This is a genomic window from Paenibacillus dendritiformis, from assembly GCF_021654795.1.
Classification (GTDB): Bacteria; Bacillota; Bacilli; order Paenibacillales; family Paenibacillaceae; genus Paenibacillus_B.
This window is the reverse complement of record NZ_AP025344.1, coordinates 2,073,688-2,092,934: the sequence shown is the minus strand read 5'-3', so window position 1 is coordinate 2,092,934 and position 19,247 is coordinate 2,073,688. Positions and strand designations below refer to the sequence as shown.

Annotated in this window: 19 protein-coding genes; 4 read left to right on the top strand and 15 right to left on the bottom strand. The window is 57.9% G+C overall.

Annotated elements, in window-relative coordinates; genetic code table 11:
- Positions 1-327 precede the first annotated feature (327 nt).
- The 9 genes from L6439_RS09230 to L6439_RS09190 all read right to left on the bottom strand — a co-directional run bounded on the left by L6439_RS09230 (position 328) and on the right by L6439_RS09190 (position 9,571).
- Complete coding sequence (locus tag L6439_RS09230) at positions 328-1,269, bottom strand: PHP domain-containing protein (RefSeq protein ID WP_168182874.1); 942 nt, start codon at positions 1,267-1,269, stop codon at positions 328-330.
- Entirely contained in the window at positions 1,266-2,180 is a 915-nt protein-coding gene (locus tag L6439_RS09225) for a selenium metabolism-associated LysR family transcriptional regulator (RefSeq protein ID WP_213470190.1), read from the bottom strand. The genes L6439_RS09230 and L6439_RS09225 overlap by 4 nt, the downstream gene beginning before the upstream one ends.
- A gap of 321 nt (positions 2,181-2,501) precedes the next feature.
- The gene (locus L6439_RS09220; RefSeq protein WP_040734542.1) at positions 2,502-2,939 is read right to left on the bottom strand and encodes a hypothetical protein; all 438 of its coding nucleotides are present in this window, start codon (positions 2,937-2,939) and stop codon (positions 2,502-2,504) included.
- A gap of 456 nt (positions 2,940-3,395) precedes the next feature.
- Positions 3,396-3,659: a YlbG family protein gene (locus L6439_RS09215; RefSeq protein WP_168182947.1), complete on the bottom strand. Its 264-nt coding sequence runs from the start codon at positions 3,657-3,659 to the stop codon at positions 3,396-3,398.
- Positions 3,660-3,692: 33 nt separating this feature from the next.
- Positions 3,693-4,145: a YlbF/YmcA family competence regulator gene (locus L6439_RS09210; protein WP_168182948.1), complete on the bottom strand. Its 453-nt coding sequence runs from the start codon at positions 4,143-4,145 to the stop codon at positions 3,693-3,695.
- A 26-nt stretch (positions 4,146-4,171) separates the two neighbouring features.
- On the bottom strand, positions 4,172-6,151 hold the full coding sequence (locus L6439_RS09205; RefSeq protein WP_213470188.1) for a helicase-associated domain-containing protein: 1,980 nt from the start codon (positions 6,149-6,151) through the stop codon (positions 4,172-4,174).
- Positions 6,111-7,796, bottom strand: coding sequence for a DNA repair helicase XPB (locus L6439_RS09200; RefSeq protein ID WP_168182862.1), 1,686 nt, complete (start codon positions 7,794-7,796; stop codon positions 6,111-6,113). The genes L6439_RS09205 and L6439_RS09200 overlap by 41 nt, the downstream gene beginning before the upstream one ends.
- Before the next feature lie 105 nt (positions 7,797-7,901).
- Positions 7,902-8,330 (bottom strand): CBS domain-containing protein, encoded by a 429-nt coding sequence (locus L6439_RS09195; RefSeq protein WP_168182863.1) that lies wholly within the window; start codon positions 8,328-8,330, stop codon positions 7,902-7,904.
- A 56-nt stretch (positions 8,331-8,386) separates the two neighbouring features.
- The gene (locus tag L6439_RS09190; RefSeq protein WP_172879202.1) at positions 8,387-9,571 is read right to left on the bottom strand and encodes a M20 metallopeptidase family protein; all 1,185 of its coding nucleotides are present in this window, start codon (positions 9,569-9,571) and stop codon (positions 8,387-8,389) included.
- A gap of 280 nt (positions 9,572-9,851) precedes the next feature.
- On the opposite strand from L6439_RS09190, the gene L6439_RS09185 reads away from it, so the two are divergent.
- Together L6439_RS09185 and ftsW are read left to right on the top strand one after the other, a co-directional pair.
- Positions 9,852-10,202: a YugN family protein gene (locus L6439_RS09185; protein ID WP_168182825.1), complete on the top strand. Its 351-nt coding sequence runs from the start codon at positions 9,852-9,854 to the stop codon at positions 10,200-10,202.
- A gap of 12 nt (positions 10,203-10,214) precedes the next feature.
- Positions 10,215-11,465 (top strand): putative lipid II flippase FtsW, encoded by a 1,251-nt coding sequence (gene ftsW, locus L6439_RS09180; RefSeq protein WP_168182824.1) that lies wholly within the window; start codon positions 10,215-10,217, stop codon positions 11,463-11,465.
- Between the two features lie 43 nt (positions 11,466-11,508).
- On the opposite strand, the gene L6439_RS09175 is transcribed toward ftsW, so the two are convergent.
- Positions 11,509-11,895: an Asp23/Gls24 family envelope stress response protein gene (locus tag L6439_RS09175; protein WP_168182823.1), complete on the bottom strand. Its 387-nt coding sequence runs from the start codon at positions 11,893-11,895 to the stop codon at positions 11,509-11,511.
- Between the two features lie 166 nt (positions 11,896-12,061).
- Here L6439_RS09175 and cax point away from each other — a divergent pair, with 166 nt between their 5' ends.
- Positions 12,062-13,126, top strand: a complete 1,065-nt coding sequence (gene cax / locus L6439_RS09170) for a calcium/proton exchanger (protein WP_168182822.1) — start codon at positions 12,062-12,064, stop codon at positions 13,124-13,126.
- 90 nt (positions 13,127-13,216) lie between these two features.
- On the opposite strand, the gene L6439_RS09165 is transcribed toward cax, so the two are convergent.
- The 5 genes from L6439_RS09165 to L6439_RS09145 all read right to left on the bottom strand — a co-directional run bounded on the left by L6439_RS09165 (position 13,217) and on the right by L6439_RS09145 (position 18,198).
- Complete coding sequence (locus tag L6439_RS09165; RefSeq protein ID WP_087442899.1) at positions 13,217-13,507, bottom strand: Fpa/YlaN family protein; 291 nt, start codon at positions 13,505-13,507, stop codon at positions 13,217-13,219.
- A gap of 178 nt (positions 13,508-13,685) precedes the next feature.
- Entirely contained in the window at positions 13,686-13,928 is a 243-nt protein-coding gene (locus L6439_RS09160; RefSeq protein WP_006680016.1) for an HPr family phosphocarrier protein, read from the bottom strand.
- Between the two features lie 119 nt (positions 13,929-14,047).
- Positions 14,048-15,163: an aminopeptidase gene (locus L6439_RS09155; RefSeq protein ID WP_213470186.1), complete on the bottom strand. Its 1,116-nt coding sequence runs from the start codon at positions 15,161-15,163 to the stop codon at positions 14,048-14,050.
- 131 nt (positions 15,164-15,294) lie between these two features.
- The gene (locus L6439_RS09150; protein ID WP_213470185.1) at positions 15,295-16,086 is read right to left on the bottom strand and encodes a hypothetical protein; all 792 of its coding nucleotides are present in this window, start codon (positions 16,084-16,086) and stop codon (positions 15,295-15,297) included.
- 153 nt (positions 16,087-16,239) lie between these two features.
- Positions 16,240-18,198 (bottom strand): sensor domain-containing diguanylate cyclase, encoded by a 1,959-nt coding sequence (locus L6439_RS09145; protein WP_168182819.1) that lies wholly within the window; start codon positions 18,196-18,198, stop codon positions 16,240-16,242.
- A 417-nt stretch (positions 18,199-18,615) separates the two neighbouring features.
- On the opposite strand from L6439_RS09145, the gene rpsD reads away from it, so the two are divergent.
- Positions 18,616-19,218, top strand: coding sequence for a 30S ribosomal protein S4 (gene rpsD / locus L6439_RS09140; protein WP_168182818.1), 603 nt, complete (start codon positions 18,616-18,618; stop codon positions 19,216-19,218).
- The last annotated feature ends 29 nt before the right edge of the window (positions 19,219-19,247 follow it).

The following is a 19,247-nucleotide window of genomic DNA, read 5'->3' as shown; positions in this document are numbered from 1 at the left end:
AACTCGTCCAGTTCAGAGGCGGCACATTATATTTCCGAGGGAGTCTCGTTAATAGAAGCGGCGGCGGAAGTAGAAATCCTGCAAAATTACATCATTTCAGAACACTGCACATGCACGGCGAACGATTCCTGCAAAACTGCATCTTTTTCCCCTCTCAACCACGCGTTCCGTGCTCATTAGCCGCAGGTTCCTGCACTTTTGCAGGATTTTTCGCTAAATGGGCCGTTCCCCTTGAAAAATACTGCACTTTTGCAGGATTGCCCCCTCCCCCGGGGCCGACCGCCTCGTATGCCCGCTCTCCAGGGGAGAACGGGCATCTGCCGCGGGTCAATCCCGCCCGCTTCGCTCCCGCAAGCGCCGGACGGTGTCCAGCCCGACGCGCCGGCCGCCCAGCGCGCCGTGGAACACCTTCCCCTGCCGCGAACCATGGAAGTCCGAGCCGGCGGTCGCGAGCAGGCCGTGCCGCTCCGCCAACTGCGCATACCGCTCCGCATCCGCAGCCGAATGATCCGAATGCCATGCTTCAACCCCGTCCCATGGCGATTCATCAAGCAGACGCGCGACCAGCTTGTCATTGCCGTAAATCCCCGGATGGGCGAGCACCGCGGCGCCTCCCGCTTCCTTAATCCAGCGCACGGCCTCCCCAGGCCGGATGCGGGGCGGATTGACGTATGCCGCCCCGCCGGCGCCGATGTAACGCTCGAACGCCTCCTGCATATCGCGCACCGCGCCGCGGCGGACGAGGGCGTCCGCGATATGCGGGCGGCCCACCGTCTCGCCCGGCGACAGCGGACGGCGGAGACCGGACAGAACCTCCTCCATCGTCAGCGGAATGCCCAGCTCATTCAGCTTGGCGATCAGCATCTCGTTCCGTCGGTCCCGGACCGCGCGAAGCTCGCTTAACCGCTGCAGGAACCGCTCGTCCTCGACCCGCACGAAATAGCCGAGCACATGAATATCGATGCCCTCCTCAACCGTGCTGATCTCGACCCCGGGCACAATCTCGATGCCCCAGCGCCGGCCGGCGGCAAGCGCCTCTCCGATGCCGGCCACCGTGTCATGATCGGTAATGGCCAGCGCTTCCAGCCCGGCCTCCTTCGCCAAGCGGACATTCTCTTCCGGCCGGGTCATTCCGTCGGAAGCTTCCGTATGGGTGTGCAGATCCGCTCCCCCGGTCCGGACCGGAGAACCGCCGGCGCCTTCCAGCACAGCCAGTCTCGGCTGCTCCGGATCCGCCGAAGCGGAGGTAACATGTTGTGTATCGGTCATGGCAACCACTCCTTTTCTTGTCGGGTACGCAAATAGGTCATAAAAGTCGTGGCCGGCAGCGACAGCAGCCCGGCTTGGGCATGCACCGCATAGAACTGCCGCTTGATGCGAAGCGACTCGATGCGGAGCACATGGACAAGGCCCAGCGCCTGTTCGTGGCGGACGACGGACGGCGATAGCATCGTAATGCCGATGCCCGCCTCCACGGCCGATTTGACCGCGCCGGTGCTGCCCAGCTCCATGACGACCCGCAGCTTGGCGGGATCGGCACCGCACGCGCGAAGCGCCTCCTCCATCACGATCCGGGTTCCCGAGCCGGTCTCGCGCAGCACGAACGGATACTGCATCAGATCCTCCAGCCGAACCTTCTCCGCCTTCGTAAGCGGATGATCGCGCGGGGTAATGAGCATAAGCTCGTCTTCCATCACCGCCTCGACATGGATATCCGTCTCCGTCACCGGAGCCTCGACGAGACCGAGATGCAGCTGCTGCGAACGGACGCCGGCCACAATCTGGGACGTATTCATTATTTGAAGCTGGATATCCAGCTGCGGGTGCTGCTTCGCGAACGTCCCAAGCAGATGAGGCAGCGCATATTCCCCAATCGTCAGACTGGCGGCCAGCTTCAACCTGCCCTGCAGATCAAGCGTATAGTTGGACATCATCTCTTCCGTCTCGCGGACGAGATCGAGACAACGCTTCGCATAGGGCAGCAGCTTCTGCCCGGCCTCGGACAGATTGAGCTTCTTCGTCGAGCGGTGCAGCAGCTTCGTGCCGAAATATTCCTCAAGCGCCTGAATCTGCATCGTCACCGCAGGCTGGGTCATATGCAGCGTCTGGGCTGCCGCGGAGAAGCTCCCTCTCGTGGCGACCGTATAGAAAATATGAAGCTGATGGAAACTCAACCCCATGCATCCTTCATCCTCTCCCATGAACTCTCACCCTCATTATACTCCAACGGGAGCGAACATTAGAAAGGCTGCCCGCGAAGACCGCTCCGGGGCGGGCGACAGCCCGGAGAGGCCTGGGACAAGCGGGGCGGGGCAGGCGGCTGCCCCGCGGAGGGGGCGGCTGCCCAGCAGGAGCGGCTTGAGCCGAAGCGGTGCCGACCGTCGTTCCCGCCCACACCGTACCGCAACAATAAAATGACCGTCCCCGGCAGGGACGGCCTCCTATGGAATGGCGTATGTTATACAGAGCTGCCTGTGCGGCGCGCTTCGGAAGCGCTCCCGCTACTTGCGCTTGCGGCTGTTCTTCACGAGCGTCATGCGGCGGGAATGACGGAGCCAGGAGTAGTACGTCTTCAAATCCCGCAGTTCCATCGTCTCCGACATTTTGCCTAGAAACGTAACGACAATCATCTTCATCATCGGCTCTCCCGCCAGATCGAAATCCCGATCGGAAGGAGTAAATTCCGCCACCACGACCAGGTCCCCGTCAATCAGAAACACATCCTGCTCGTTGCGATAGTAAGGAGCGATCCGTTCCTGCTTCAGACAATCCCACATAAACGCGGCGATCGATTCGGTATCGGCATCTGTCTTGGCAATCCGATCTACCCAGCGGGATCTGGCATGATGGGTGATGACGATATCAGCCACCTTGTTATCCCCTAACAAGACATAAAAAGGTTCGTACGTGCTCCATCGTTCCATGACTTTATCTCTCACTGGTACCACTCTCCACCACGTTAGGTCTTTTTGTCTATGTATATTTACCCAATATATTACATCAAGCGGAACCCGTTCTCAAGTTCACCACGGGCTTTCCAGGCCGGTTTTAACACAACATTAACAAAGTGTTCCAAAAAAGACACATTCTCCAACCTTTTCAAGGACCGTTTCCACTTTTATTCTGCGAATCAGCCCTTCCCGGACGAGTCTGGCGAGCGATCTTGACCGGATGAAGCGCCTGCCGCAACAGACCGGCTGCTGACCAAGAGCTGACCAAGAGCAGTCCGGCAACAGACCGGCTGCAATCCGACCCCAGTCCAGCAGCAGTCCGGCAACAGACCGGCCGCAGACGGACACCCTCCCGAACGGAGTCCGGAGCGGCGCGGTACGTTCGGTAACAAAAAGACCTATTCCGATAGTAGGAATAGGTCGGTGTAGTCGGTATGCAAGCTCTCACATTCCGAAATATTGGGTCTTGTCTTGGGTCTCCCCGCTATATTCCGTCTTGATTTCGTTCCGGTACGAGCGTTCGATTTTTTTGACGTAATTCAAGCGGCGAATGTTCTTCATCGTATCCTCCGCCCGATCCGCGTTGACATACAGGACGGCATAGTGCATTTTGCGCGAAATATAATGGAGCGTTCCGTATTTGTCCAAATTCCGGGCCGCCTTCACATCGGTGACCCATATAATATATCCCGTTCGTTCAGGAAACATAATTCTCCTCGCTTTCCCCCGAATGAAGGCTGGCTAAGAGCAGCTGCTGCAGCCGCCACTGCATCCTCCGCTTCCGCAGCCTTTTGACGGCAGCGGGTCGTTGCCGGGTACTTTGATGGTATCGGAGACCGCATGGGCAATCACCTCTGACAGTCCATGAAGCAGCTCGTCCAGCGCTTGCTCCGCCTGCTTGAAGCGGGCCACCTCGTCAATCGCGTCCAGTTGCGCCTGCACGGCCATCACTTCATCCTTCGCCCGGTGATAATCCGGATGGAAATGTCCGAAGCGCTCCGTCTCCTCGAACAGCTCCTTCTTGCGAGCGAATTCGCGGACGAGGCGCTTGACCTCCGCGTTCTGCTCCATACGTTCTTTCCAATATAGATATTCGGCTACTTCCGCCGACTGGTTAATCATATCGCCCAATTGGTAAGCGTTCGTGAGCAGAACGGCCATGTCGACAACGGATTCATACTGTCCTACTGACATGTTATCACGCTCAATTCTATCTAAAATTACCGGCTTGATCCAGGGCAACCTGAGGGAAGCACCAGCCGCTGCCGTTCCCAATCGGCCGGGGACCATGTCTTCAGCTCTGCCGCGTCTCCCTCGCCGGCATCATAAGCCTCCAACAGCCACGCTTCCTTCTCTCCGTCCCGGATACGAACGGGAATCAGCGTGGCGCACTGCCCCGCCTGCTCCACCTCGATGGGGGTCGAGAGCCGAATGGCCGTCGACACCAAATCCTTCTGTGTGGACGCGTGATAGGAACGCAGCGATCTTGTCCATTGGCCGGGCACCTCCCGATAAGGCGCCGCCATTTCTTCACCAAGCAGCGGTTCGGTTTCCATTTCATAATACTGCAACGGAGAAGGACTGTAAACCATTGCTTTCTCCGCCTCCTCCGAAGACACGCCCAAATCGGCGGAAGCCTCCTCCCACACCGAGATCATGGAACCCGACTCCTCCTGCCCGCCCCATTGGCGGAGAGGCGCGATTCCCGCCTTGTCCAGCGTCTTCCCTAGATCGCGGGCACGCTCCCGATCGACGATGAAGTCCCGGTCCCCGATCGGCTCGATTCCGGCCATGCCGGAAGGTTCCCGGAGCAGAGCTTCCTTCACTTCCGCCGCGGCGGCGCCGTCCTCGCAGCGAAGAAGCATCACTTCGGCGAAGCGGACGCGGCCGTATTGCATGCTCCACAGCTCCATTGCGTCCTGAATATTTTCGGGCACGCCCGTCCAGGCATGCGCCTCCATGAAGCGCAAGACGGACGCCATCGTCCGGCCATGCTCCACCCCTTGCTCAAAAGAGGCTTTAGTCAACCGGTACACATCCATCTGATCGGTGCGGACGCATTCCGCAATCGCTTCCAGCTCCCATCGGAGATAGAACGGGGCCGCGGCGGGAAGCAAGATTTCGAAGTCCGGTTGAATGAAAAATCCCGCCCCCTCCGCCGCATCCTGTTCCGCGAGCCGGTAAGCCAACTCCCCTTCCCCCTGCTCCGGCAGAGCCAGATGACAGAAGCCGAGCGCGTGGAAGGTCCGCAGCCAGCCGCGCAGCTGGCGCTCCGCCCGGTCCATCTCGCCTAGCAGGCCGAGGCGGCTCAGCCGCGCAATGATCTCCCGCTCGCCATGCCATGCTCCGTCCGCTCCGAGCAGGCGCACCGCCAGCACGAGATGGCGCAGCTGCGCATCCGCAGGCAAATAATGCTCCTCCACCACGGACATCACCGCCTCGCTCCAGACAGACGGAGGAAGCCGCAGCCACCTGGCCAGCACCGGCTCGTTGACCGCATACCGGTTCGCCTCCTTCTTCAGCAGCCCGAAGCGCAGCGCGATATCGATGACCAGGGCTAGCGGGAGCGGCAGCGCCTCGGCGAACGGATACTGCGCTCCCATATCATTCGGAAGCTCCGCGGCCGCCCACGGGTTGAGCGCCGACAACCGGGTGACGGCCCGCTTGTGGAGCGTTCCCTTCGCTGTCAGCGGCAGCCCTTCCTTCGCCGCGAAGGCAAGCAGGGAGAACAGGCCGAAGACGATGCCGCGTCCGGCCTCGGAGAGATAGCCTTCCGGTTCCGGCCCCGCGTTCCCTTCCTCGGGCTTCCGCCGTTCAGAGCGGCTGCCTTCCTGATGAAGCTGTTCGTCCAGCAGGCATCCCAGCAGTTGAACGTATATATCCGACGGCAGGAAGAGCAGGCGCTCGCCCCACGCCCGCTTGACGCTGGCCACGAAGCCGAGTTCGGCGAGCGGGTCGCAAGCGGCCAGCAGCGCCGCTCCGGCTGCCTGCGGCCCATGCCAGCTCAGCAGCTTGTCTACCGTGAACGGGAGAGGGCCGGACTGCTTCAACATGACCGCCAGCGGAACCCGCAGCGTCGGCGCAAGCGACCCGAATTCCTCCCGAATCGCTTCCGGCCGCTGCGCATAACGCTCCCAGCAGCGGCGGGGAGCCGAGGCTTCATCCGGTTCCGTCCGCTTCAACAGCTGATTCGTGTTCAAGGTTCTCTTCTCCCTCCTCGATAAGATAGCGGTAGCCCTGCTCCACCAGGAACAGCTGCCGCTTGAGCGCGTAATCCCGCTCCTTGGTGGCTTCGCTGACCACCGTATAGAAGTAAGCCATCCGGCCGTCCTTCTTCGGCCGCAGCAGCCTGCCGAGCCGCTGCGCTTCTTCCTGCCGGGAGCCGTAGCTGCCGGATACTTGAATCGCTACGGTCGCGTCCGGCAGATCGACGGCGAAGTTCGCCACCTTCGATACGATAAGCACCGGCAGATCGCCCCGCTTGAACGCCTCATACAGCCGCTGCCGCTCGGCCTGAGGCGTCTGCCCGGTCAGGACCGGCGCCTGCAAGGCCGCGGCCAATGTGTCAAGCTGGGACAAGTACTGCCCGATCACCAGCGTCGGCACGCCCGGGTGGCGCGCGATGAGCTGCCGGACGACCGGAACTTTGGCCCCGTTCTCCGCCGCAATGCGCGCCCGTTCCCGCAATCCGGACTGCTGATAAGCGATGCGGGTCGCCGCCGGAAGCGGAACCCTTACCTCCGTGCAGGTCACCTGGGCAATCCAGCCGGCCTCCTCGAGCTGTCTCCATGGCAGCTCGAACCGCTTCGGCCCGATGAGAGAGAACACGTCCCGTTCGCAGCCGTCCTCGCGGATGAGCGTCGCGGTCAGGCCGAGGCGCCGCGTCGCCTGCAGATCCGCGGTCGTGCGGAACACCGGCGCCGGCAGCAGATGGACCTCGTCGTAAATGATGAGGCCCCAATCGCGCTCATGGAACAGACGCATATGGCTCCATTCGCCCTCCTTATGCTGGCGGTAGGTCATCATCTGATAGGTGGAGATCGTCACGGGTCGCACCTGCTTGTCGGCCCCCGTATACTCGCCCACATGCTCTCTCTTCAAGGTGGTCCGCTTCAGCAGTTCTTCCTTCCACTGCTTGACCGACGTCGCATTCGAGGTGAGAATGAGCGTCTCGCTCTGCAGCGCCGTCATCGCCGCCAGGCCGACGATCGTCTTGCCCGCCCCGCAGGGCAGCACGATGACGCCATCGCCGGCCGCCCGCGTCCCCGACCCGATGAACGCGGCGACCGCCTCTTGCTGGTAGGGGCGAAGGGCGAAGGCGGGACTCTCTTCCAGACGGAATGAGAGCGGCTCTCCATCGCGGAAGCCCAACTGGTCGATAACAGGATAGCCCGCTCGCGCTAGGGCCCGCTTCAGCCGTCCGCGGTGGCGGGCATGGACAAGCACCCGGCCCTGCTGCGGCCGGCCTGAGAACAGCGTGCCGACTTCCGCATCGTGCATGAATCGTTCGAGCGTCTTTTCATCCTCGGAGCGAAGGGTGAAGTGCGTCTCTTTCTCCTCCCCTTCCAGAATGAACAGGCCGTACCTTCCCATCCACATCTCGATTTCCTGCTTCACCTTGATGGGCGTCGGATAGGTCGCGTACCGATCCAGCGTCTCCGCGACCGACTGGGCCGTGGCGCCATTCGCGGCCGCGTTCCACAGTGTGATCGGCGTCATCCGGAACGTATGGATGCCTGCCGGGTTCTTGATCAATTCGGCGAACCGCTGCACGGCCGCCCGAATCTCCGGATAGTCCGGGCTCCGCTCGTTCACCAGCACCGTGCAATCCTGTTGTACCACCATTTGAAAAGCTGCCTGAGCCAATCCTCTATCCCCTTTCCTGTCCTGCAACGCAAAAAAGTTCATCCGTCTCGGAAGAGAGGATGAACTTGCGCCGCCCAGCCTTGCCTAATGCGTATACGGCGATTGTTCGGAAATCTCGCTTAACGCCTCTCCCGCTTCATCCGCGAAATGCACGTGTACGGCAAGATCCCCGAGCGATACGATACCGACCAGTTTGCCGTCCTGCACGACCGGCAGACGACGCACTTGGTGGTCGGCCATCAATTCCGCCGTCTCATCGATGGTAGCCTCCGGACCCACGGATATCACTTCTTCCGTCATCACATCACGGACGGAAGTGGAGCCAGGGTGCTTCTCGGCCATCGCGCGAATGACGAGATCCCGGTCGGTAACGACACCGATGAGGCGTTCGCCGTCTACGATCGGAATGAATCCGGTGTCATGCTGCTTCATCTTGACTGCGGCTTCATAAATATTATCCTGCGCCGTGCAGGTGACGATGGAATCCGTCATAATGTTCTCGATGTTTGGCATAATCATCCTCCTGTTCAACCATTAGGATAACCGTTATGCCTCTGAATTATGCCGATTTACGGATTCCTGAGCGCGTCGCAGGCCAGCCCCGCCAACAGCTCGCCAGCCGTCAGCATCGCCGGCTCGTCGATGTCGAAGCGCGGATGATGATGCGGATAGCTGGACGCCTCTCCATTGCCGGCCCCGACCAGCACGAAGCAGCCCGGAACTTCCTTCATATAGTAGGCGAAGTCCTCGGCCGGCATCAGCATATCCGCCTCCTGCACGCGCTCCGCCCCGAAGCAGCCTGCCGCGACGCGGCGCACCCGCTCCGCCTCGCTCTCATGATTGACCAGCGCCGGATAACCGACGCGGTATTCCAGTTCATATTCCGCGCCATGCATCGCGCACGTATGCTGAAGGATCGTCTCGAACCGATCGCGAAGCAGCTTCCGGACCGCCGGATCGAAAGAGCGTATCGTGCCTTTCAATACCGCGCGGTCGGCGATGACATTTTGGGTCGAACCGGCCTGCAGCGCCCCGACGGACACGACGGCCGGCTGCAGCGGCGACACGGTCCGGCTGACGATCGTCTGCCATTGCTGTACGAGCTGGGCGCCGATGACGACCGCATCCGTGCACAGATGCGGCATGCCGCCGTGGCCGCCCCGGCCGTATACCGTCAGGAAGAAGTCATCCACCGCCGCCATCATCGGCCCCGGCCGCACCGCCACGATGCCGGAAGGGATGGGGGTCCACAGGTGGACGCCATACATCCGATCGACGCCCTGCAGCGCCCCTTCCTTAATCATCGCTTGGGCACCGCCGGGACTGACCTCCTCCGCCGGCTGAAATATAAACCGCACTTCCCCGCTCCAGCCTTCGCGGTGCTCCGCCAACGCCCGGGCGACGGACAGCAGCGTCGCCGTATGCGCGTCATGGCCGCACGCATGCATGACGCCCGGCACGGTCGACGCGTATTCGCATATCTTCTCGTCCTGGATCGGCAAGGCGTCCATGTCGGCGCGCAAGGCGACAACCGGACCGGCGCCGTTCCTCAGACGGCCGACCACGCCATGTCCGCCCACGCCGGCCGCTACCTCCAGGCCGAACGATTCGAGCTTCTCCTTGACGAACAGAGCTGTCCGCCTTTCCTCATAAGACACTTCGGGATGCCGGTGCAAATGCCGCCGCCAAGCGACAGTCTCCTCAAAGCGGGAGGCCAATGCGGCCTTCCACACCGGTGCGGTCGTATTGATCATAAGCCATTCCCCTTATCACTCATGATAGGATTCCGATTTCCTTCTCCATTGTGAACGTTTTCTATATTGTACCATAAAAGCGGGGACTACGAGGCCTCTTTTGCTCCGATTCAAGCCTTCCGGATCATCCGTTGCCCCCTTTGCCTCAATTTTGAACAATCCGCTCCTTCGCGGCAAGCGATGTCTTGCGCAAGCCTGGGAAACATACTATCATGAGAAAGAGGTAACCGATTGCACATAATGAAGATGAATAGGAACGATATGAAGGAGGAATAGATGCATGATTATTGAGAACAGCGGCCTCATCGGCCTCGAATCGGATCTGGCCTACCTGGATGAGGTAACGGAGAATCTCGGTTTTATCCGCTGGCAGTGGGAATATTACCGGGCTACATACGATTTGAAAATTGAAGATAAAAAGAACGGCGAAGACTATTTTCTGCGCATCAATACCCGCGTGAAGGAAGGGAAACTGGAGAAGCCCGATACAATCCTCGCCATCGAGGCGGTATATATGGGGCGCGCTTCCTTCCCGCATGGACTGGATTACGACTCAGCGATTCCGCAGCCGATCGTGAACAATGCCACCCAGAAGCTGAATGAGCTGAAGCAAGCGCTTCTTAGCGCCTAAAGGTACGTTCCCTTGAACAGACCGCACAGACCCAATCAATCGAAGAACCCGCCAAACACGGGCAAGGGATCGCCTGATTTTATTTTGCTGGTGCTGACCCTGCTGCTTGTCGGGTTCGGCGTCGTGATGGTATTCAGTTCAAGCTCAAGTCTGGCTGCCGTATCCTCGAGGTATGATTATGATTCTTTCTACTTCGCCAAGCGGCAGCTGATGTGGGCTGGGTTAGGCTTCGTGGCTATGCTCTTCGCCATGAACATCCGTTATACGGCCTACAAAATACTGTTCATTCCGTTATTCATAGTCACTGTCCTCATGCTTCTTATCGTCCCGTTCACGGCGGAGGATGTGAACGGAGCGCGAAGCTGGTTCTATATCGGGGGCCTCGGCATTCAGCCTACCGAATTGGCGAAGATCGCGGTCGTGCTGTATTTGTCGGCCTTGATCGCCAAGAAGGGGGAGAAATTCCGCGACTTCCGCACCGGGCTGTTCCCGGTCATGATCATTGTCGGGTTCGTCGTCGGCCTGATTATGCTCCAGCCCGATATGGGCGGCGCGATGATACTGACGGCGTGCGCCGGGGTTATCGTCATTGCCGGAGGAGCGAACCTGAAGCATATTATGAATTGCCTGCTCGTCGGCATCGTCGGCGTGCTCGTCGTGCTCGGATTGAGCATGCTGTTCATGCCGGACAAGCTGTCGGGCGGCTACAAGATGGCCCGGGTGCAGTCCTGGCTCGATCCGTTCCACGATTCGCAGGCGGCCAGCTACAACCTGCTTCATTCCTTGAAGGCGATCGCGCATGGCGGCTGGACGGGAGCGGGCTTCGGGCAGAGCATTCAGAAGCTGTTGTACCTGCCATATCCGTACAATGACTTTATCTTCGCGATCATCGCGGAGGAATTGGGCTTTATCGGAACCGTCATCTTTTTGCTCGTCTATATTTGCTTCATCTGGCGCGGTATCCTGATCGCGCTGCGCTGCCCGGATATTTACGGAACGCTCGTAAGCATAGGCATTGTCGGCATCATCGCCGTCCAGGCCTTCATCAATATCGGCGGCGTCACGCGGACGATTCCGATTACGGGAGTCACCCTGCCGTTCATTAGTTACGGAGGGTCTTCCCTGTTCATTACGATGGTCAGCGTCGGAATACTCCTCAGCGTCTCGCGGGAATACAACCGCGTGCAGCAGAAGAAGGAGACCGGTCAATCGCTCCCCCGCCGTTCCAACAAAAAAGACTACCGGCCGCTTCGGTCCGTGTAGTCTTTTTTGTTCCCATGCATGGATGCCCATACATTCCTAATGACTATTTGATGCGCGGCATTTCGTCCAATTCCTCATCCTTGAATGCGACGCCTTCCACTTTGACGTTGACTTCTACCACATTCAAGCCCGTCATGTTCTGCACCGCTTCCCGCACATTCATCTGCAGCTGGCGGCATACTTCCTGTATCGGCATTCCGTACATAATGATAACTCTCAAATCTATGGCCGCTTCCACTTGGCCCACTTCCACGGAGACACCCTTTTGCACGTTGCGGCCGCTCAAGCGCTTCGCCCATCCTTCGGACAGCCCTCCGGACATAGCGGCAACACCTGGAGTTTCCAGCGCAGCGAGACCTGCGATTGTGGCGACGACATCGTCCGATATGCGAATATTCCCTTCATGGGTATTCAGTTGCTCCTCTGCCATCGTCATCCTCCTTTCTCTCTTATCTTTATTGTACCGATCCCCAATCTTGAAAGCAAACACCTGATGACAAGCAACGACAGTAATTTTTGTTTACGATCTCGATGCGGTTGGTTATATTAAATATCGGATGATTTCACGTCATTATGAATTTTCTAGGGGTGATGTTTTGGGAAAACGGTTGTTCTTCATTATCCTCTGGCTGACCTTCCTCTTAAGTGCAGCCGGACATTACTTATCCTGGAACATGACGCTTCAATTCGCCCTGTCCGCCGTGGCGATCGTGTTCGTGGCCGGATTCCTTGGACGATCGACAGAGGCCGTCTCGCATTATGCGGGCCAGCGCCTGGGCGGGTTCCTGAATGCGACCTTCGGCAATGCGGCTGAACTCATCATCGCGATTTTCCTCGTGCGTGAAGGGCTGTTCGACATGGTCAAGGCGAGCCTGACCGGCGCCATCATCGGCAACCTCCTGCTTGTGCTCGGATTGAGCGTCCTTGTCGGAGGCATCAAGTATAAGGTGCAGACATTCAATGCGAACCTGGCCGGAATGAACGGCTCGCTGATGATACTGGCCGTGATCGCGCTGTTCGTGCCCGCCGCCTTCTTCACCACCCATTCCCTTAGCGAGAAGGGTACCGTTATCCTGAGCCTGGTCGTGGCCGGCATTCTCATCGCCGCTTATTTGCTCTGGCTTCTGTTCTCGATGGTCACGCATAAGGATCTGTTGACCGAAGAATCGGAGCGGTCGGAGGAACAGGCGGAAGAGGAGCCCCAATGGTCCAAAGGGAAGTCCGTGCTCTACCTCGTCATCTCCACGGTCATGGTTGCTTTTGTCAGCGAATGGCTTGTTGGGACGCTCGATACGTTCACGGCGCAATTCGGCCTGTCGGAGCTGTTCGTCGGAGCCTTCGTGATCGCCATTGTCGGCAATGCCGCAGAGCACAGCGCCGCCGTCATGATGGCCATGAAGAACAAGATCGGAGCCGCCGTGGAGATCGCGATCGGCAGCAGTCTGCAAATTGCGCTCTTTGTCGCTCCCGTGCTCGTCTTCGTGAGCGCGCTGTTCGGGCAGACGATGGACATCGTGTTCACGACGCTGGAGATGATCGCGATCGGGGTAGCGGTCTTCATCGCCAAATCTATCTCCCAGGACGGACGAACGAACTGGTATGAAGGCCTGCTGCTGCTCGCCGTCTACGTCATTCTGGGGGTATCCTTCTACCTTGTCTAAGCTGGGCAGCGGCGCCTGCACTCAAAAGGCCCGGGATACAACATCCCGGGCCTTCCCGTGTTCGCGGATACCGCCGTTCCGCGATAGGATTTATTGAGTAGCCTTATTCAACGCCTCATACAAGGTAGCCAGATTGCGTTCCAGCTTGCTGACGAGCTGCTTCCCAACGCTTTCCTCCACCAGTCCGGCTCGAACGGCGAAGTCAACCTGCCGAGAAAAACCGTACATCTGCGTATCCAATACTTCCTCATAGAGAGGGCAGTAACGCGTCGCCAAGTTCTCCATCTGGACCTGGATGAGTTTCTCTATTTGATGCGCATCCGCTTCTAGCAGAGTGAGCGCCCTGTCACTTAGCTGTTGCAACACATTCGACGAAGACATGCCTGGTTTCCCCCCTATGACTCGAAGTCACGATTGTTCTAACTCTAATATTAGACGATCATGCCGGGTAACACAAGATGCATGACGAACTTCTCTCATCCCGTAGCAGCCTGCGCAAGCGGCTGTATGTCAGGATAGATATAGAAAGAGCCGGAACATTCTGCTCCGGCTCTCGCTGCTATTCCGCTACAACGGATACGTCCAATCCATGCTTCTTGAATACTTCCGCCATCGCTGCCTTCGCCTCATCCGCATCCGGCCCGTGAACGTGAAGCTCGTACTTCTGGTTGCCCACCAAGGTCGTGAACAGGCCCAGAATGCTCTTAACATCAATGTATTTGTTGTCAGCTTGCAAGACTATCGAAGATCTGAACTTGTTCGCTGCTTGTGAGATTTCCACAATTGCCGTGTTATTGGACATCGAAATCCCTCCGTCATCAATTAGTTCGGTCGGTCTCCTTACGTTTCCATCATACCGTGAATGAGACGCTGGACGCAATAATAAATCCGCAAAAACATGCGGCAAATCAACGATTCCCCTTATTTGAGATGCTCCGGATTCAAGCACTCCAGCTCAGGGATGACAAATAGGCCGTCTTTGCGCACGAGAACATCGTCGAAGTACATTTCTCCTCCGCCGTATTCCGGACGCTGGATCAGCACCAGGTCCCAGTGTATCGAGGAACGGTTGCCGTTGTCCGCCGTCTCATAAGCTTGCCCCGGCGTAAAGTGAATGCTGCCCGCAATCTTCTCATCGAACAGCGTATCCTTCATCGGATGCAAAATGTACGGGTTGACGCCAATGGCGAACTCCCCGATGTGGCGCGCGCCTTCGTCCGAATTGAGAATATGGTTGATCCGGGCCGTATCATTGCTCGTCGCTTCCACAATTTTGCCGTTCTCGAACCGGAACGAGATATTCTCAAATGTGAAGCCGTTATAAATCGATGGCGTGTTGTAGGTCAACGTGCCATTGACGGAATCGCGGACCGGCGCGGTATAGACCTCGCCATCCGGAATATTGTTCTGTCCCGAGCATTTGACGGATCCGATGCCCCGAATCGAGAACGCCAGGTCTGTTCCCGGGCCGGTAAGGCGGACCTTGTCCGTGCGGTCCATCAGCGCCTTCAGCGACTCCATCGCCTTGTCCATCTTGGAGTAATCGAGATTGCATACATCGAAATAAAAATCTTCGAACGCTTCCGTCGACGTGTTCGCCAACTGGGCCATCGATGCGTTCGGATAACGAAGCACGACCCACTTCGTGCGCTTGACGCGCTCTTCCATATGTACCGGATGCGAATAAATAGCGTCATACAGCTTCATTTTGTCTTCCGGAACATCGGACATTTCGTTCGCGTTCTCCCCGGCGCGAATTCCGATATATCCCTGCATGTTCTGCATCCGGAGCAGATCATACTCCCGCCACGTCTTCATCTGTTCCTCAGACGCGTTCTTGATCAGCGAGCGCAGCACTTTCCGGTCCGTCAGCTGAACGAACGGGCGGCCGCCCCGCGCGGCGACTTCATCTACCAGCATCGTCACCAGCTCGCGCTCGGAGCCAATCATCTCAATCAGCACATTTTCACCTGGTTGCACGTTGATGGAATATCCAACCAAGTTCTGGGCCAGCTTCTGCAATCTTGGGTCTTTCATGTCACGTTCCTCCTCGGTCGGCCGATAAAATGATGAAACCTTACCCATTGTAACATGAGCGCTTATCGAAGTCAGCGCCGACTCTCGGTTGGCAGCCAGCGGATCGGCCGGAAGCCCTGAGACGCTCCGGATCACTTGTAAGAGAACCGCGTCTTCGTATGAACGGTCTCGCGGCGTTCCTTGCCGTTGTCATTGTAGCCGGCCGTGAACCAGCCTTCCAGGATGACAGGCAAGGAATGGCGCCGCTCCACCCAGACGACGTAACGTCCTGCGATGCTGGCGTCCTTCAGCTTCTGATCCAGGTCGGTCCGGCTGCGATCCACGATCGACTTCAGCTCCGCATCCAATTTGTTCCGTTCCTGCTCGCTCAGCGAACGGCGTATTTTCTGGTACGGCTCCGAAGGGATAATGATCCGCTTGTAGTCCTCCTCCAACTGGCTGATATAGATTCGCTTCGCATCCTCGTCGGACAATGTGACTTCCAGCGGAACGAGGTCTTTCCCTTCTTGCTCCGCTGTGTTCTCCTGACCGTTGCCCTTCGCCTTGACTTTCGTCTCCTGCTGAGGAAGAAAGGAGACCCGCTTGCGGGCGATTCGCTGCAATTGATCCATCTGCGCGACCGGATTCCATCGCTTGGCGGTCGTCCGCTGATCCATATCGGCGCCCAGCTTCATATGGACGCCCTTGTGCTGCTTCACCTCGCCTTCATACCGGAACTGCTTGGTCAGCAGCATGTCCTCGCCGACGCGGATCTCGGCCAAGCCTTCGAACCGCACTTGATCCTGGCCCCCGACTCCGCTCAGGGCGCGGTTCAGCATGTCATCGGGATTGGCGCTTACTCCGCACCCTTGCAGCAGAATGGCGAATCCGGCCACTGCGGACATCAAGGCGCGTCTTCGCCCCCGGCCTATCGTCCCGCCCATATCGATCCTCCCCTTCTTGTCGCAAGAAAATTTGCAAATGCCCCTAAAAAAAAGGAGGCGATTTACCGAAATAGAAAGAGATGGGCATGGATGGCCCATCTCTTCTATCGTCTCACGCTTGAATTGGGATTATTCATCGGGCAGCACCGTATGCTAGGTGCTGATGCGGATCTGATTGCGGCCGCTGTCCTTCGCTTCATAGAGCGCCATATCGGCTCGGTAGAACAGCGATTCGACACTGACCAAATCGTCCTGCCAGCTCCAGTCGGCAATGCCGCAGGAGACGGTGACCTGCGGTTCCGTCTCGTTGGCCACCCGGGTTCGAATCCGTTCCGCTATCCGGATCGTCTGGCTGATGCTGAGCTGCGGAAAATAGACCGCCAGCTCCTCGCCGCCCCAACGAGCCGCGATATCGGATTCGCGAATCGAACTCCGTATAATTTGACTGACCTGATTCAATATTTTATCGCCCACCTGATGGCCGTAGCGGTCATTGATTTGCTTGAAATAATCGATGTCCACGACGATAAGCGAACCGCAGAAGTCATTCTTCTGCTGGCGGTGAATCTGCTTGTCCAGGTAGTGGCGCGCATACAGCCCGGTCAGCTGATCTTTGTTGGCGAGATGCTTGACCCTGCTGTGGAGCGCCGCATTCGCAATCGCCAATCCGATGTGGGTCGCCAGCATCTGAAGCAGCTTGAAATTGTCGTACGTGAAGAATTGCTTGCGCCGATCGGCAAGCACGACGATGCCCACCATCTCCCCGCTGCCGAACAAAGGCGCGGCGATGACGGAATGATAATTCAGCTTCTCGAAAAACTGCATGGACGCGGGTACGTCCACCGCAATATCGGATACGATGACCGGCTCCTTTTCCAAATACATATGACCGAATAATCCTTCCTCGAAGGAAAGATACGCATCATCGAATTCGTCCATGTTGCAGGACACCACTTCATAGCACTGCCGCTCCTCGTTCAATTGAAGCAGCATGCAGAAGTCGGCCCGAAACACGCGCAGCAGCTCGTGGGTCGCGTCATGGAACACATCGCGCAGCCGCAAGCTCTGATTGATGCGCTTCGTCAAGTCATTGATGAACCGCAGCTCCTGTATGACCTCATTGGCCTGCTCGTGAAGACGGGCGTTCTCGAAGGCCGTACCGGCCGTCTCCACAATAAGCTGAATCAGCTGCACATCGGAAGGATCCGGCGCGATCCCGGGGAAGCTGACCTTAATCACACCATAGGCTCCCTGCTTGCCGCACAGCGCAAACCCTACTTCCGTATCGCTGTCCGCACCGTCACGTTCATAACATACTTCTCCCTTCATGAAGGCTTGACGCACGACACCGTCGCTTCCCGGCTGGAACTGCAAAGGCTTCACCTTCGGATTCGAGCTGGTATGATCCTGCGACAAATAGACCTCGATCCGCGCCTCTGGAACCAGCTGCTCGACACTGGACATAATCTGCGACAATACGGCATCGACGTTGATGCGGTCATGCATATGCCGGATAGCCCCATGCAGCACGTCGCGGCGCTTCAGTTCCCGTTCCGCCGTTCTCAGCGTTCGCGCCAGCTCGTCCACAAACACCAGCTCGAATTGCCGGTAAAAATGCGTTCGAAGTCCATAAACCCATGCATCCATGCCTGCGGAGAACGATTCATCCGGGTCCCCGTCCAATCGGCACACGACCGCCGCGAAGCTCTCATCCCGCTTGTTCAGCAGCGGGCAGGCGGCATAGAAGAAGCCGTATCCCGCCTGAACGGCCAGCTTGCGTTCCTGGAGAGCGGCTGCGCCTGCGCGATTGCTTGCCGCGTCGCCCGCCAGGCCGGAGTCGCCCGCCATCCACTTGCCCCCATAGTCAAATAACGCCATGCGGCCTCGCAGGACACAGGCGCGGGCCGGCAGCTCATCCGTCCATGCCTTGTAGGCGGCTTGCAGGAGAGGCTGCAGATAAGGGAAGTCGTTAACGTTCACATCCCGCTGCAGCACCCAGCTGTCCCGTGATAGAGGCTGCGGATCCCAGGTTCCGTCCGGAACTGGACCGTTCGTCCCTGCAACCTTCTTGTCCGATTCGATTGGCTGGTGATGGACTAGACGTTCCGTCATGCTCTTCTCCTTCTATATAAAGGGTGGTCTCCTACTATCATACAATATTTCTCTGCTAAAATGTACTACTTCCACACAACCTTTAAAAGTTTTTTAGGTCATAAGAACTATGTCGAAAGATCTACGGTTTTGTAAGCCGCATCTTGTCGAATGGTTGCCGCTTTTCTATGATTAGCGAGAAACATTGAAAAGCGCGAGATTTGCCGTTGATCATCTTGACATTCGGCCCGGTGATCTTATAGAATTGTTAGATGTATAAGGGGAGAACTGTTGTGTCACCCTCACGTATTTCCATCGCCGGACGGGCAGCGGCTGAAACCCCGGGCCGGAGCTGATCCATATATCAGCATGAGGATGGGAATCGGCGCAAAGCGACCCATTATCTAACATTTCGTTTGAGAAGGAGTCAACTTTCATATGGCACGTTACACAGGTCCTAAGTTCAAATTGAGCCGCCGCCTTGGTATCTCTCTGAGCGGCACAGGCAAAGAATTGAAAAACCGCGCTTACCCTCCAGGACAACATGGTCCGGGCATGCGCAAGAAATTGAGCGGCTACGCTGTTCAATTGCAAGAGAAGCAAAAGCTTCGCCACATGTACGGCTTGGGCGAGAAGCAATTCCGCACCTTGTTCGATCGCGCAACGAAAATGCAAGGCATCGCCGGTGAGAACTTCATGTTCCTGCTGGAGAGCCGCCTGGACAACCTGGTATACCGCCTCGGGTTCTCGAATTCCCGTGCAGGCGCGCGCCAATTGGTTGCTCACGGCCACGTTACGGTGAATGGCAAGAAAGTCGATATCCCATCCTACATTGTTACTCCAGGCGACGTTATCGGTCTTCGCGAGAGAAGCCGCGGCCTGAAAGTAATCAAAGAAGCGATGGAAGGCCGTCATCACCTTCCGAACTACTTGGAATTCAACGAGGCTGCTCTTGAAGGCAAGTACATCCGCCTGCCAGAGCGCGGAGAATTGTCCCAAGAGATCGACGAGAAGCAAATCGTCGAGTTCTACAGCCGTTAAGATTCTCATCTTGAGGCAGCGAATCGCCG